Raw genomic sequence first — 14,282 nt, 5'->3', positions numbered from 1 at the left:
CCGCCAAGCCGTGGAACACGCTCTTGCCGGTGATCGGCGCGTTGTCGTTGTCGCCCAAAGGCGGGATGCCGAGGATCGCCCCAGCACTCTTGGTGCCCTCCATCCGGTAGGCGTCATTGCAGACGTGGTCGATCGCCAGACACAGGTGGACGGGCTCTCAAGGTCACCGTCTGCGGGCTTCAGCGAACAGGCATTGTCCGCATTACCGATGGCGAGTTCCTGGCGGCGGCGGTTACGCCGATTGAAGAGCAGAGCGGCCAGTCGCAGGAGGCAGCCGCTCTTTCGAATGCGGTTCTCGATGCCTATCAGACCTACGCCGATGTCGATTTTTCGGCGCTTCCGCCAGGATCCAAAGCCCGTTTCGGCCTGCCTTCGATCGGCGATCCGAGCCTGTTGGCCGACACAGTCGCCCCTCTGCTCTCGACTAGTATCGAACAGAAGCAGCAACTCTTGGAAACCAGTGACGTAGTGACTCGACTGGAAAGACTTATCGAGTTGATGAGCGCTGGCCTCCCCAAAGCTGTCGCATAAATACTGATTTTACAGCGCGGCAAAAGTCTCATTATTATTCCTGTATGATTTTCGATATCGCCGTGCATGGATGTCGTCACCCACATTGGTGGGATTATGTGAGGCAGGTTCAAAAGACCGCTCACATGCGGGTTTCGCATGTTTGGGACCGAGATGAGGATTGTCTTGCCAATGCATTGAATGAAACGGGCGCAGAGAAGTTCGACCCTTCAACACCGATTGCCGGCCTCTCAGCGATCTTACTCCTTTCAGAGACGGCCTTTCATAGGCAGGACGCCGCCGTGCTGCTGACATGGCGTCTGCCAATATTTATCGAGAAGCCGCTTGGAATTCAGACGGACGATGCCATACAACTTTCCAAGGCTGTCGCGGATTGCGGGATCCCTTTCCATACCGGTTTTTTCTTACGCACTGTTCCTCCGCTCGCAGAAGCGAAGAAGCTCATTGAAAGCGGTCGGCTGGGCAAGGTCGGCTATCTACGCATTCGATTTGCCCACGATGGGGTCCGGTCTGGTTGGCTGAGGGATCATTGGCTTCTCGATCCGCAGTTCGCCGGCGTCGGCGGTTTCGGGGATCTTGCGATCCATTGCGCGGATCTCTTGCATTGGTGGGGTTTTGGCCCGATCACGGCGGGAGCATTCTTTGCCACGGATGTTATGCAGCGCACGCAGGCTGAAGATTTTGGTGTGGCTATCGCCACATATCCGGGTGGGAACGCCGTCATTGAAGCAGGGTGGGCCGGCGCAGCCGGCCCTATGATGGAGATAGAGGTGTTGGGAAGTCGTGGCGCTATGAGGACTCGTGGCGAACAGCGATTCTTTCAGTCAAATGAAAGTGGCGACGGTACAAGCCTGGGAAAGATCAACTTGGACGCTGGGATGGGCCTGAAGCCGTTTCTCAATGGTGTTAGCACCGGCAATTGGTCTGCATGCGTTACCGCTGAAGAGGCGCTTGCAGCAAATCTTGTGATCACCAGCTTTAGAAACAAGCAAAAATCCTGATTTTGCAGCGCTGCAAAAGTCCGGCTGACATATCGAAAAGAAGTCGGGAGTTTTGCGACAGCTACTTACCAAAGCGGGTTCGATATTCAGATGGAGCAATCCCCTTGTTTCTCTGGAAAGCCTGGCGCATTCGTTCAGCGTTTCCGAAGCCGAAAAGAAACGGCAGCTCTGATAGTCGGACCTCTCCCCTTTGAAGGGCCTCGCAAGCTGCATCAACCCGCAGGTCTTCCACGAAGCGAGCCGGGCTGGTCCCCATTGTCGCGGTGAATTTGCGGGCAAAGCTTCTCTCGCTCATTCGTGCCATAGCGGCGAGGCGGGGCACAGACAGGTCGGATGAGAGGTCCGCAAGCATCTTGGCGATGAGGTCGTCAAACTCCCCGCCCTTGCTCTGCATCTGTCTAGTGAGAGCTGCACTGAACTGGCGCTGTCCCCCTGCTCGCCTGACGTAGAGAACGAGAGACTGCGCGAGCCGTAGCGCTTCCGAACGGCCCAAGTCCTGCTCGATCATCGCCAGCGCCATGTCTATGCCCGCCGTGACGCCGGCCGAGGTCCAGACCCCGCCATCCTCTTCAAAAATGGCGTCATTGCGCACGTCTATTTGCGGAAATTCCTCGCGGAGCTGCGAGCAGTTTTCCCAATGGGTCGTAGCGCGCCGCCCGTTCAGATGGCCGCCATAAGCAAGGACGAACGCGCCGAGACAGACGGAGCCAAGGCGGCGACATTGTTCTGCCATCTCACCGAGGAAGGACAGCAGCGCGGTCGATCGCGCGGCGGTGATGGCGCCATCACCACCGGATACGATCACCGTATCCGGCAAGCTTGCCCGGCATATTACGAACGGCTGGGTTTCCAGTGCGAAGCCTGTATCGGTGATGACCGGGCCGCCGGCTTCGGAAACGAGTGAAATCCGGTAGGCTTTTTCGCCGGTAGGCAACCGGGCGTCGTTGAAAACCTGTAAAGGTCCGGTGACGTCTATGAGCTTGGTTCGATCGAACAGCACAAAGGCGACATGACGTTGGGATTCAAGACGTTTGGCTGAAAACGAGGGCATATTGTCATTTCTGCCAAAATCGCCCCGAGGTAACAAGGTGGGATGACGTTGTTATCCAAGGAGGCCCCCTTGCTTGAAATGCGCCCCAACTGCGAACTTTGCGACCGTGACTTGCTCCCTGCTTCCGCCGATGCTCGCATTTGCACCTATGAATGCACCTACTGCGTCGACTGTGTGGAATCCGTCTTGCAAAACGTCTGCCCTACCTGCGGCGGCGGGTTCGCGCCGCGTCCGATCCGGCCCACCAATGCTTGGCGTCCTGAAAAGCGGTTGGGGCTGCGCTATCATCCGGCCAGCACGACCCGTCATCATACCCCTTTCACGCTCGATGATATCAAGGTGCATGTAGAACGCATCAAAGACCTGCCGCCAGCGAGCCGTTGAGGTCGCTAGAGCGCTGGCGCACGGTGTCGCGCAAAACCGAGTTTTGATACGCGAGCCGTTGCGCCTAGGCCTTTGAAAATATGGTGCGGCCGCTCTGCACGATGCGTCAGTTGCGGGACAGATGCCGGTATTGTTCCGCTTCATAGAGCATAACAGCGATCTCGCGAGCATCGACAATATCCCAAGGTGCGAGCCGCTCCCACTCTTCAGCGCCATGTGCGCTGTGTACAGCTTCCCGATTAAGACCGAGATCCAGCGTCCACCACCAGATTTGAACTCGTATCGCGCCGTTTGCGAATTGCGAGGCCATCGCAAAGCCCTGCCCGGTCACCTCAGCCCGGTCGATCAATGAGATGACACGGGCTCGAATAAGCTGTCTGGTCAATGCCATGAGATCAGTTGAACGGTTTCCTTCCGCTTGCGATCCCATGTAAAGCCTGAAGCTCCATCCTTTATTCTGCCAAGTTTCGGGATGAGGTAAAACCACGGACGGAAGCACGTGTCTCATCATTTCGACATTCCAGGCCAGCGCAGTGGCACGGTGACGGCGATGACACCAAGTACGATTAGCGTCATTCCGAATGCCGTGGACCAAGTGAAGCTTTCCCCGAGAAAGAGGACGCCAAGCGCTACGGCGAAACCCGCCCGCAGGTAGCTGCCGCTGGTCGTCCCGAGCGCGCCGAGGGTCCGCACAAGACGAAAATAGATGACCATCGCAATGGCTGTGCACAGAACGGCGATCACAGCAACGGCTCCCGCCGCTTCCCATGTCGGCGACAGGGTCCAGGGACGCTCGATGATGATAGCAGCCGGCAACATCACCATTGCTGCACAGCTCATTGCGCCTGCCGCCGTAACGATCGCCGGTAGCCCGGAGAAGCGTTGCCCCCACATTGGTGCGATCGCGTAGCAGACGCTCGCGCCCAACACTGCCGCTTGCGCCAGGGGCGAAGCGGTACGGATGTCTGCCATCGACTGGATGCCAATCGTTACGACGACACCCAATAGCCCGACGAGGACACCGATGATCTTCTGCCTGTTGGCACGCGATCCTCCATATCCCGTCAACCCCGCGATCAGCAGAGCGAACATCGGCGGTGTTGCGTTCAATACGCCGGCGAGGCCGCTCGCTATATGCTGCTCGCCCCAGCTGATAAGCGTGAAGGGGATCGCGCTCTGCAGCAGCCCTTGAACAAAAAAAGCGGCCCAGATGGCCTTCTCATCAGGCAACGCAAGCCCGCGTGCCTTCGCAAAGAGGACAAGCAAAATGGCGGCTATCGTGACGCGTGCAGCTGTCATGGTCAGCGGCGGGATCGTTTCCACTGCGACCTTTATGAGGGTGAACGAACTGCCCCAGATCAGCGATAATACCAGGAGAAGAGCTATTTCGACGGCGAGATTGCGGCCTAGGGCGGCGTCATGCGATTTGAGCGGAGCTTCGACGTTCACGGCAATACCTTTCATTTTTCGTAGGAGTGCCTCTTCGCCGGTCAAGTTTCTCGCCAGATTCGGACCTCATCGTCCGATCGAGTCCGATTCCGGCTACTCATCGTTCGATGGCGGCGTTACGATTTCGAAATGACGGCAGCTTCTTTTCAAACACAGATGCTTCCCCCGCACTTGGATCGCTACGTTTGCGATCAGGCGCGGCTTGCGCGCGACCGAGCCTTTGACGGGCTGTTCTTTTCCGGCGTCCGATCGACCCGCATCTATTGCCGGCCAGTTTGCCCGGTTCGGCCGGCTCGCTCAGAGAACGTAACGTTCTACGCGACGGCCGCTGCGGCGGAGCGCGCCGGTTTTCGGCCATGCCTGCGCTGCCGCCCTGAGACCGCGCCGGGATCGCCTGCCTGGATGGGCACGGCGACCACGGTGGCAAGAGGAATACGCCTCATCGACGACGGATGTCTCGACACGAATTCGGTTACGCAGCTTGCCGAAGTCCTCGGCGTGGGACCGCGCCACCTCTTGAGATTGTTCATTCGTCATGCCGGGGCCAGCCCCAGCGAGATTGCCGCTACGAAACGCATACAAAAGGCCAAGCGGATGATTGATGGGACGACGATGTCGCTAGCTGAAATAGCCTTTGCATCAGGCTTTGGCAGCGTCCGAAGATTCAATGAGGCATTTCAGAGCGTCTACAGACGCCCACCATCAACGTTTCGCCGATCGAGCTGAGCTGATGTCTACCCACTCGCCATATTCGGACGTCGTCCTTTTGGGATGCAATTGATTGTGTAGGATCATGTCATGAGCCTGGATATTTCCCGATGCGAAGAAGCGTGGCTGGCCCGCGATCCTTATTTCGACGGTCGCTTTTTTATCGGTGTTCGGACGACGGGGATCTATTGCCGCTGCGTTTGCCCTGTCCGGCTCCCGTACCGCCGCAACATAGAATTTTTGCCGAGCGCAACTGCTGCGGAACTCGCCGGCTATCGGCCTTGTTTGCGTTGCCGGCCGGAAACAGTTCCCTTTTGCACGGCCTGGAAGGGAAGCGTCGCAATCGTTGAGCGGGCGGTGAGGCTTATAAAAGAAGAAGGCGCTTTGAATGGTACTGGCGCGACGGTCGATGCGTTGGCAGAGCGTGTTGGCGTAGGTGCCAGGCATCTCTCCCGCTTATTTCAGAAGCATCTCGGCGCCAGCCCCATTCAGGTTGCGAAAACCGTTCGGATACAATGTGCGAAACGTTTACTGACCGAAACGGATCTAGCCATCACGGAGATTGCATTGCAGTCCGGGTTTCAGAGTCTTCGCCGCTTCAACGCTGTTTTCCAAGAGGTGTACAGGCGGCCGCCATCGGCCATCAAAAGAGCTCAGCTGTCGCGCAATTCCTGACTTTCTATCACCCGCAAAAGCCGGGCTACCATCTCAGGAGAATTTTCGACATTTGCGAGAGCTTATATGGGCAGTGAGAAAGTCTGCTTTACGACTTCGCTTGGTACGTCTGTCTTGACGTTCTGGATACCGTTTTTGTGGGTAAGGTGGGTAGATTGGAAGCGGCGATAGTCGTCGAGGTCAGCGACGACCACCCGCAGGAGCGCGTCACTCTCGCCCAGCATGATGTAGCACTCAACGACCTCCGGTAGACGGCGCATCGAGGCAATGAAGAGGTCGATTGTCTCTGCGTCCTGCGCTGTCAGCCAGACTCTGGCGAACATGGAAAGGTTGAGGCCCACCTTGGCCTGATCGACCACAGCGACATAGCGGCTGATTACTCCTGCCTCCTCCAGAAGCTTCACCCGCCTCAGACAGGGTGAAGGGGACAGACCGGCACGTTTGGCGAGTTCTATGTTCTGGAGACGACCGTCACGCTGCAACTCGCGCAGGATACGTTTGTCGATGTCATCCATTAGCATGGAATTTAACGCTTCTATATTGATGATATCACTATGCCGATGCCAGAATATGCAAATTATATGGCATCTAAGCAACCGGATTGCGCGCAAGGTAGCCTAACCTTCCTGAACTGGCAGAGTGGAGAAGGGACATGGATATCGAATGGCTGGCTGGAGTGACGGGCTTCGCTGTCGCCATGGCTGCAACGCCCGGGCCGAACAACACGATTGTCGCAGCATCTGGCGCGACCTTCGGCATTGTGAGAAGTCTCTCCCTGACGATCGGGATTGGAACTGGTGTCGGCGCAATCATGCTGGTGGTCGCGGCTTTCGGCTCGGCCGTGGTCGCGGACCCGCGTGTCGGCGCAGCGCTGAAGTGGGTCGGCGTTCTCTACCTTCTCTGGCTGGCCTGGAAGATCGGCAGCGCCAAGCCCCGTGCGCTGGGGTTGGGCTCTACGGGTACGCCGCGGACCAGCCCCTTGTCCTTTATTGACGGAGCCCTCTTCCAATTGGTGAACCCGAAGCTTTGGGTGATGGTTAGCGGAGCCGTTGTCGCCTATGGCCAAGGAGCCGAAGCCGAACGCATGAGCCTTGCTCTTCTGTTCGCGGTCATCTTCGGCATGGCAACATTCGTCAGCGTTTTGGTATGGACAATGCTGGGCGCGTCTGTCGGGCAACTGTTGTCCTCACACCGCTCGATCCGCACCTTCAACGTCGCGATGGCCGCGCTGCTCGTTGCATCTCTGATTCCTATCGTATTGGAATAGCCAGTGATATAAACATGGATTGGGCGTCGGATTAGCCATCCCGAATATGACGCAAATGTCTGTCGCAGAACTTTGACTTTTGCATGCGACTTTTGCGACAGAATTCTTCCTTAAAATTCAGCGGCTGTCATTTTGTCGCGAAAGTTAGGATTGAGAGTGAATTTATCCGGCTTCTGCAGGTCGTTTTGCCTGTCGAGAGAAATGCACCGAGATTGCGCCTCCGGGCAAACCGTGTGACAACTTCATATGCAGCCTTTGACGGGCCGGATCGGCAAAGCCAACGCTCACCGCGTCACTCATATTGAGCCGAACCATCATCGCGGCGCGATCGATATCGATGACGAGCTAGAACGGCGAGCTTTGGAGCGCTCCTGACAAAAGCCTGTCTCTTCTCGTGAAGCAGACACCCTGCGTCAGTTTCGGTTCAGGCCCATTTCCCGGCTCAGTAGCTTAGACTTCCATCGGGTTTCTAGGGCCAGGATCTCCGCCACGGTAGCGTTGTTGCCGACCGTCTCCAGGATAGACACCCGGTAGTCGCTCGGATCCCGGCTCTTCAGGCCGACGTTTCCGCCATGTCCGGTCGCGAAATACTCTCTCCAGCGCCCGAGAAAGCCTTCAGCCCCAGAGGCCATACCGACGTACTGCTCCTTCGTGCGCGGACATGACAGCAGGTAGATCCCGCGCGTCGACGCCAGCGCCGACAACCAGCTTGCCGGGATCGTCTCGACTTCAGACAGGTTGAGGATAAGAGTCGAGAAACCGGGGAAGGGATCCTCTTCGAATGTTCGCCGCAGCTCGACGATCGGCTTCTCCTTTCGATCCCCACGCTGGATCCACGCGCGGAAGCCCGGACCCCAGTCGATCCACAGGCGGCCGGCATACTCGGCTAGTTCCGGTTTCGGTTCGAGCCAGTAGATGTTGCAACTTCCCGCAACCTCGACACCACCCGTGATCGGATGTGGACGATCTTCAGACAGGGGGCCGATCAGCTTCGCCGCGTAAAGACCCACAAAGAGCGTTTCCTTCCCTGGCACGCCGACGAACGACGCCCAGATCGGAGCATTCAGGTCCGGTGCGTCGCTGAACCCCTGCGTGGCCGATAGCTGTCGAACCGCGGCCGGTTGTCCCGCCAGAGGGTGTAGGGCGACGGATGTCCGGGATGGCGGTTGTCCTGATGCCGAAGAAGTCGAACTGAACTGCGAGGGATGCCAACCAGATCAAGGAGGTTTCCGAATGTCAGCACTAACGGAACCACTTCTCGGCCGCTACGATCAAGTCTGCCTCTGTCCGCACGCCGTCCTGGAAGAGCCGCACCAGCAGCATCGCCAGCTCGTCAGGATGGGTATCGTGTTCCGGAATGACTTGTGCGAACGCTCGTTCGAGCAATGCGAGATCGTCAGGCCTGAGATGGACATCGGAAGGTATTCGACCGCGCATTCGACTTTTCCTGAAGCATGTTCGCTGGACGATAGCACTGATCCAACGATCGGCAAATCATGGATGCGGCGCAGCGATCGCGCCTTTCCGAGGCAGGCCAATTCGCCGGGTCGGTTCCATTCGACCTTCAGCTGAAGGGCTTTGGTATCGGCCATTATTCTGGTCAACGCGGCGATTGGCTACAGGCAACAAGAAATTGGCTCCTCCGGAAGCAGAGTTTTTAGGCAAACAAACACTCGTCCATAAATCGCCTTTAAAAATTTAGAGACGCGTGCTATTTCTGGACCTATTTTAAAGACGGTTTCTGGCCGCGTGTGCCGCGATCAGTCGTGCCGTCTATAAACCGAGCGTTTTAGAGACGAAAGAAACAGCCACCATGCCCGATGTTCTTGGTTACGCCCGGGTCTCCACTAAAGACCAGGATCTCGAAGTCCAGCGCCGACGTCTCCGTGAAGAAGCCGGCGCCATCAAAATCTTCGAGGATGTGATTTCCGGCAAGAGCTTCGATCGGCCCGGGTTGGCCGAACTTCTCAAATATTCTCGCAAGGGCGACATCGTCTGCGTCGTTCGCCTCGACCGCCTCGGTCGATCGCTAAAGGAACTGCTCGAAACGGTGGATGACCTCAAGGCACGTGGGCTGGCGTTCCGGTCTCTGGAGGAACGGTTAGATACGTCCTCAGCTGCCGGCGCGCTGGTGTTTCACGTCTTCGGCGCTATCGCCCATTTCGAGCGGCGGCTGATCGTAGAGCGAACCCGCGACGGTATTGCGGCTGCGAGAGCACGCGGCAAGAAGCTCGGCCGGCCAACACTCGACGAGGATAAGCTCGCCTCTGCTCTGAAGCTGATCGATGCCGGGGTTCGGCCGGCCCAGGCTGCAAAGCAACTGGGGCTGGGTCGATCTACGATGTACCGGGAACTGGCGTTGCTTCGAACTGCGGCACCCAACACGCCTGCCCTGGAAATCGAATGAACGTCGACAATCTCAGCCACCCATACGAGACAGACCGCCTTACGCTTCGACCATTCGTGGCGGATGATGAAGAGCAATTTCGGGCATACCATTCTCGATCTGAGGTCTACCGGTATCTGTACGCTGCTCCTCCGGAGCCTGCGGCGCTTCAGCGAAAATTCGCGAGAGCCTTAGTGACTATATTCCATAGCGACGGTGATGTTTACCGGCTGGCTGTTCTTCGAAAAACGGACGACGCGCTTGTAGGCGAGGTCCTCCTCAAAATTGATAGCAAGCAGGCCCTTCAGGGTGAGGTCGGCTATGTTTTCAATCCGGATTTTGGCAAGAATGGCTACGCCACTGAGGCCGTGGGGAGGATCGTCGATATCGGCTTTGGCACGATCGGCTTCCACCGAATATTTGCCCGGCTGGATTCCCAGAATGCAGGATCTGTCGGCGTGGTTCAGCGCCTGGGCTTTCGCCAAGAGGCTCATTTGATCGAGACTGATAAGTACAATGGCAGATGGGGCAGTGAATATATTTACGCGGTTTTGAAATCGGAGTGGGAGCAACGATGGCAGAAGATTTCGCAAACCTCATGCCGGAACAAACAGTAGCAGTAGTCCGAGGCCACCATACGCACATAAACGGATGGTCTCGCCTCAGAGCGGGGCTTTGGCCAAACCACTCGGAAAACGATCATTCGGACCAACTCAATACCTGCTTGGGTGACAAGTCGGGAAATTTTCTAGGCTTCGTCGCCCAATCCCCTGACGGGAGCCTGATCGCTTTCGCTGAAGCTTCTCTTCGCCACGACTATGTGAATGGGTGCTCGTCTTCGCCGGTCTTATTTCTGGAAGGGATCTATGTGAGCCCGAACTACAGGCGGCAGGGGATTGGACGGATGTTATTCGATGCGGTCAGGTCAGAAGGTAAAACCCGAGGATGTGCCGAGTTCGCATCTGATGCTCCAGTCGACAATGTGCACAGCCATCGCTTTCATGAGGCACTTGGCTTCAACGAAACCGAGCGCGTTATATTCTTCAGGCAATCATTGTAGATCGGGCCTTCGGGGCTCTGGGCCGGCATCTATTTCCGTTTGTCAGGCCGTTGCGACAGAGCCGACCCTGCTGCCGTCTTATCGTCTTTGCTGGAGCTACCGTTCTTCAGAACCTTTGAGGCTGCCGTCCCTGCCTTCTTACCGGTCTTTTCATTCTTAGCCATATTCTCCTCCCCTGAAGCCTCGATCACGAGGCACTGAATAATTTTAGCATATTATAATTCTCCTGCAATGCGTAGCACTATCGCCCTGGCCTTCAGCGGTCGCATAACTCAGACGCTAATTGGAAGCTTTAGTCAGGAATTTCGCGGCTCCCGCTTCTTGTAGATGCCGCCTGCACCTTTGCTTTCAAAGCAGTGTAATAATTTTCCTCCAAGCTGCTTTTCCGAGCGCAACGTCTGCCTCATCGGTTCCGCCGTGGGCATGGAGGGTCGATCGAGGGGTATTCTCACCGGGTAGCAAAATTCGGTGCCCCGCTTGTTGGTTAATTATGACCGATACTGGCATGCCATAATCCTCTCGGCGGCGGGAAAGCTGTTGTGCAAATACGTCTGAGGGCCACAGAGCGTCGTCCCCTCCAGCAACCAAGACAATTTCGGCCGCTGTTTTCTCTATCGGAATTCCTTCTCGGCGAACCGCGTCGGGATTGACAGCCAGACTCTGCTCAAACAGAGGTCGGTAGGATATAAGCCCATCACGATTGCCGCGTTCCCAATCAGCAGTGGCCGGAACGAAGTCGAGGGATGACCCTTCCAGAGACCATGACGACCGTTCAGGCCAAGCTAATCCATCCTTGCCCGGACCGATGTTGCCCCATACGACGGACGTAGGGCTGATGGCAATCACAGCGCTTACACGTTTGTCATAGGCTGCCACGAGCAATGCTGCCTCAGCTCCTTTGGACGTGCCTGCCAAAATAATACGCCGACATCCTTCAGAAATGAGATAGTCAGTGGCGGTGAAAAATGTCTCCAGTGGGATTTCGCAAATGCCGGGCGACTGTCCCGATCCCCCAAACCAACGCAGTGCGAGCGCGTTCGCGCCAGCCGTCGCGAAGAGCGCCGCTCGAACGGTATCGACCCGGCCACTTGAGCCGCTCAGGACAATGACACCCGTCTCACTGCCGTGACAAGCAGCAATAAATGCTCCTTTCACTTCACCATCGAGCTGCTCGATTTCAGGCATGGACACGGTGGTGGCTCCTCCTGCCGCGAAGATTTGAGGACTTTTGCGAGTGCCCTTAGCTCGTTACGCGGTGCATCCGAGCGTAGGGACCATTCGCAGCTATCAGTTCCCCGTGCCGCCCGTGTTCAACAATCCGGCCTTTGTCTAGCATCACGATCCGGTCCGCTCGCTCGATTGCGGACAATCGGTGCGCGACGACAAGAACGGCCTTGTTCTTTGCAATAGACTCGATCGCATCCAGAATGCTTTCTTCGCGCTGCGTGTCGAGATGAGACGTCGCCTCGTCGAGGATCAGCAGTGGACGGTCCCGCAAAACAGCTCGCGCGATCGCAACACGCTGGCGCTCGCCTCCTGAAAAGCGTTTTCCGCGCTGCCCGACATTCGTATCGAGCCCTTCCGAGAGCCGCTTATACAGGTCCCCGAGCCCTGCCACATCCAGAGCGCTAATCAATTCCTCGTCGGTCGCATCCTCGCGGCCATAGTTCAGGTTTTCCCGCAGCGTCGCATCCCGGAGATATATGTCCTGACTTACCAGCGATACGGACTTCCAGACGTCTTCTTCTGTCATGTCGATGGTATCGACACCGCCTACGTGAATATGCCCTCGCCCCGGCCGTATGATGCCGCACGCCAGCGTGATGATCGTGGACTTGCCAGACCCGGATTCTCCAACGACGGCCACCGTCTCGCCGCAGGAAACCGAGAAGGAAACGTCGTCAAGCACCCATGACGCATCCCCCGCCTCTCCGACGGGTGTTGCTTCCACCAACTTTGTCAGCGAAACCCCGGCGAGGAAGCCACTCATCGCTGAATTGGCGGCGGCGACGTCGGAGAGACTTTTCACGGCCACGTCACCACGAGTGGGATAAGCATACCCTACATTCTCGAAGATCAATTGCGGCTTGGTTGCATCTACCGGGTGCCGGCGAGCGGTAGCGGCAATGTTCGTGAGGCCGGTATTGGACGATGCCAAAACCTCTTCCACTCTGCCAAGCCCCATACCGGCCCGCACTAACGGATAACGTTGCCCAACCACCTCTCCCAGCGGCTGGCGAACCAGACCGACAAAGAACAAGGCAGATACCACGCTGCCGATCGAAGCCCGTCCGGTCGATGCGAGAAAGACGCCGATTGCCAGGAACAGCACGGTAATCAGATCGAAGCAAAGCCGGTATGCAACGACAATCATGGCCCGCCAGACATCCATATGGGACGCTATTTCAACCGACTTCTCAGCCAGATCTCCAAAACGCCTCTCTTCGATTGCCGTAGCCTGTGCCTGTCGAACGAGGCTGACAGCATCGCCGCTGGTCGTGCTTTCAATTTGCAGGGCAACCCGCGCATTGAGCTCGTAAGATTCACGGATCGTCGCGTTGATCCTTCCCTCGGCGAAACGGACCGCCAGAAGTGCGATCGGAACAAGGATGAAGGCAGCAAGGAACCATACATTGATGAACGCCAGTCCGATGGCGACAGCCAGGAGACCGGCCCAGCCATGAATGAAGGAAATAGGGATCGAGACGAACAGCGGATCGACCATCCGCATGTCATTGGTCAACCGGCTGTTGAGGACGCCAGGATTGATCGTGAAATAGCTAAGGAGGGGCATCCGAAGCAGGTTGGAATACAGCTTACGCGCTAGCTCCCACGAAATTCCGTATCCGACCTTGGCGCCAAGCGCATTGGTCAACAGTTCCGCAGTAGCGCCCGCAATGGCGAGAATCAGGATCAATCCGAGCGTTGGTAAGAGTTCAAGCACGCCTTTGCCTTGCAGTGCGGTGTCGATGGCATGGCCGAGCAGAAGCGGTACACCAACGGGCAGGACAGCTGCGACGGCTGCAAGAATGATGACCGGTGCCACGCGGCCCCAATTTATCGAAAGGCCTAGTTTTAAAATCCTGCCAAGCATTTTTAAATCTCTTCTGCTTCAGCTACATGGCTAGTGTATCCTCCAAGTCGAAGGAATCCAGCGCATGGTCAAAAGGGCCCGATTTTGCAGGCCCTTCTGCAGATTGAGACTGTGGCTAGACTGGCGCGTAGAAGCGAAGAAATCCTTACGCGATCGTTTTAGGGCGGCCAGCGTTCATCAACTCGATAAGTCTTCCGAGGCGAACCACCACGTCATTTGCTTCCAAGAGTTGCTGCTTCTGTTCGATACTGGTCGACAGCAATGGAGCGACTGTGTCGGCCAACAGGCCCGGATCGCCGATAGACGGTAGGCCGAAACGGGCTTTGGACCCTGGCGGAAGCGCGGAAAAATCGACATCAGCGTAAGTCTGATAGGCATCAAGGACCGCATTCGAAAGAGCGGTCACCTCCTTCGACTGGCCGCCCTGCTCCTCAATCGGTGTAACCTTTGCCGCCAGGAATTCGCCATCGGTAATGCTGGCGATGCCGGCGCGCTGAAGCCAGAGACGGTGACCTTAAGCGTTCCGTCTACCTGTGTTTGGCGATCGACCACGTTTGCTATGACACCCACCGGATAAAGGGCATCAGGGGTATTAGGTCGATCGTCGATACCGCGCCTCTGAGCGACAACGACAATCCGCCGATCGCCGACAAGAGCGTGTTCGACGGCCTGCCGA

Annotated in this window: 17 protein-coding genes and 1 pseudogene; 9 read left to right on the top strand and 9 right to left on the bottom strand. The window is 57.0% G+C overall.

Going from position 1 to position 14,282, the window contains the following annotated elements; translation table 11 throughout:
• The first annotated feature begins 192 nt into the window (after positions 1–192).
• Both AC2GXZ_RS32070 and AC2GXZ_RS32065 read left to right on the top strand, forming a co-directional pair.
• Positions 193–531: an LON peptidase substrate-binding domain-containing protein gene (locus tag AC2GXZ_RS32070; RefSeq protein ID WP_483763301.1), complete on the top strand. Its 339-nt coding sequence runs from the start codon at positions 193–195 to the stop codon at positions 529–531.
• A gap of 125 nt (positions 532–656) precedes the next feature.
• Positions 657–1,532 carry a Gfo/Idh/MocA family protein gene (locus AC2GXZ_RS32065; protein WP_483763299.1) on the top strand — a complete coding sequence of 292 codons (876 nt, stop codon included), beginning with the start codon at positions 657–659 and terminating at the stop codon, positions 1,530–1,532.
• A gap of 61 nt (positions 1,533–1,593) precedes the next feature.
• Here AC2GXZ_RS32065 and AC2GXZ_RS32060 read toward each other — a convergent pair whose 3' ends face one another.
• A complete protein-coding gene (locus AC2GXZ_RS32060) occupies positions 1,594–2,583 on the bottom strand; it encodes a GlxA family transcriptional regulator (RefSeq protein WP_483763298.1) in 990 nt (329 codons plus the stop codon).
• A 69-nt stretch (positions 2,584–2,652) separates the two neighbouring features.
• Here AC2GXZ_RS32060 and AC2GXZ_RS32055 point away from each other — a divergent pair, with 69 nt between their 5' ends.
• Positions 2,653–2,967, top strand: a complete 315-nt coding sequence (locus tag AC2GXZ_RS32055; protein ID WP_483763297.1) for a DUF1272 domain-containing protein — start codon at positions 2,653–2,655, stop codon at positions 2,965–2,967.
• 106 nt (positions 2,968–3,073) lie between these two features.
• On the opposite strand, the gene AC2GXZ_RS32050 is transcribed toward AC2GXZ_RS32055, so the two are convergent.
• Both AC2GXZ_RS32050 and AC2GXZ_RS32045 read right to left on the bottom strand, forming a co-directional pair.
• Positions 3,074–3,478, bottom strand: coding sequence for a hypothetical protein (locus AC2GXZ_RS32050; RefSeq protein ID WP_483763296.1), 405 nt, complete (start codon positions 3,476–3,478; stop codon positions 3,074–3,076).
• Entirely contained in the window at positions 3,475–4,461 is a 987-nt protein-coding gene (locus AC2GXZ_RS32045; protein ID WP_483763295.1) for an EamA family transporter, read from the bottom strand. The genes AC2GXZ_RS32050 and AC2GXZ_RS32045 overlap by 4 nt, the downstream gene beginning before the upstream one ends.
• Before the next feature lie 84 nt (positions 4,462–4,545).
• Between AC2GXZ_RS32045 and AC2GXZ_RS32040 the strand changes: the two genes are divergently transcribed.
• Positions 4,546–5,142, top strand: coding sequence for a bifunctional transcriptional activator/DNA repair enzyme AdaA (locus AC2GXZ_RS32040; protein WP_483763294.1), 597 nt, complete (start codon positions 4,546–4,548; stop codon positions 5,140–5,142).
• Positions 5,143–5,214: 72 nt separating this feature from the next.
• Positions 5,215–5,799: a bifunctional transcriptional activator/DNA repair enzyme AdaA gene (locus tag AC2GXZ_RS32035; RefSeq protein WP_483763293.1), complete on the top strand. Its 585-nt coding sequence runs from the start codon at positions 5,215–5,217 to the stop codon at positions 5,797–5,799.
• Between the two features lie 62 nt (positions 5,800–5,861).
• Here the strand turns inward: AC2GXZ_RS32035 and AC2GXZ_RS32030 are convergent, their stop codons facing one another.
• Positions 5,862–6,320 carry an Lrp/AsnC family transcriptional regulator gene (locus AC2GXZ_RS32030; RefSeq protein ID WP_483763292.1) on the bottom strand — a complete coding sequence of 153 codons (459 nt, stop codon included), beginning with the start codon at positions 6,318–6,320 and terminating at the stop codon, positions 5,862–5,864.
• 131 nt (positions 6,321–6,451) lie between these two features.
• Here AC2GXZ_RS32030 and AC2GXZ_RS32025 point away from each other — a divergent pair, with 131 nt between their 5' ends.
• The gene (locus AC2GXZ_RS32025; protein WP_483763291.1) at positions 6,452–7,066 is read left to right on the top strand and encodes a LysE family translocator; all 615 of its coding nucleotides are present in this window, start codon (positions 6,452–6,454) and stop codon (positions 7,064–7,066) included.
• A gap of 413 nt (positions 7,067–7,479) precedes the next feature.
• Here the strand turns inward: AC2GXZ_RS32025 and AC2GXZ_RS32020 are convergent, their stop codons facing one another.
• On the bottom strand, positions 7,480–8,076 hold the full coding sequence (locus tag AC2GXZ_RS32020) for a GIY-YIG nuclease family protein (RefSeq protein WP_483763290.1): 597 nt from the start codon (positions 8,074–8,076) through the stop codon (positions 7,480–7,482).
• Between the two features lie 232 nt (positions 8,077–8,308).
• The gene (locus AC2GXZ_RS32015) at positions 8,309–8,503 is read right to left on the bottom strand and encodes a hypothetical protein (RefSeq protein ID WP_483763289.1); all 195 of its coding nucleotides are present in this window, start codon (positions 8,501–8,503) and stop codon (positions 8,309–8,311) included.
• A gap of 376 nt (positions 8,504–8,879) precedes the next feature.
• Here AC2GXZ_RS32015 and AC2GXZ_RS32010 point away from each other — a divergent pair, with 376 nt between their 5' ends.
• From AC2GXZ_RS32010 to aac(6'), 3 genes are read left to right on the top strand one after another with little or no spacing between them, the layout of a single operon-like run.
• Positions 8,880–9,473 carry a recombinase family protein gene (locus AC2GXZ_RS32010; RefSeq protein WP_483763288.1) on the top strand — a complete coding sequence of 198 codons (594 nt, stop codon included), beginning with the start codon at positions 8,880–8,882 and terminating at the stop codon, positions 9,471–9,473.
• On the top strand, positions 9,470–10,069 hold the full coding sequence (locus AC2GXZ_RS32005) for a GNAT family N-acetyltransferase (RefSeq protein ID WP_483763287.1): 600 nt from the start codon (positions 9,470–9,472) through the stop codon (positions 10,067–10,069). The genes AC2GXZ_RS32010 and AC2GXZ_RS32005 overlap by 4 nt, the downstream gene beginning before the upstream one ends.
• Positions 10,051–10,512: an aminoglycoside 6'-N-acetyltransferase gene (gene aac(6'), locus AC2GXZ_RS32000; RefSeq protein WP_483763300.1), complete on the top strand. Its 462-nt coding sequence runs from the start codon at positions 10,051–10,053 to the stop codon at positions 10,510–10,512. The genes AC2GXZ_RS32005 and aac(6') overlap by 19 nt, the downstream gene beginning before the upstream one ends.
• A gap of 348 nt (positions 10,513–10,860) precedes the next feature.
• On the opposite strand, the gene AC2GXZ_RS31995 is transcribed toward aac(6'), so the two are convergent.
• The 3 genes and pseudogenes from AC2GXZ_RS31995 to AC2GXZ_RS31985 form a co-directional block, all read right to left on the bottom strand.
• Positions 10,861–11,697 carry an acyl-CoA thioester hydrolase/BAAT C-terminal domain-containing protein gene (locus AC2GXZ_RS31995; protein WP_483763286.1) on the bottom strand — a complete coding sequence of 279 codons (837 nt, stop codon included), beginning with the start codon at positions 11,695–11,697 and terminating at the stop codon, positions 10,861–10,863.
• A gap of 55 nt (positions 11,698–11,752) precedes the next feature.
• A complete protein-coding gene (locus tag AC2GXZ_RS31990; RefSeq protein ID WP_483763285.1) occupies positions 11,753–13,606 on the bottom strand; it encodes an ABC transporter ATP-binding protein in 1,854 nt (617 codons plus the stop codon).
• 145 nt (positions 13,607–13,751) lie between these two features.
• Positions 13,752–14,282 (bottom strand): annotated as a pseudogene (locus tag AC2GXZ_RS31985) (LON peptidase substrate-binding domain-containing protein); the annotation flags it as partial.

This window comes from Aliirhizobium sp. YIM B11859, from assembly GCF_057163345.1.
Note: the sequence above shows the minus strand (reverse complement) of the source record. Positions and strands in the feature narration are given on the sequence as shown.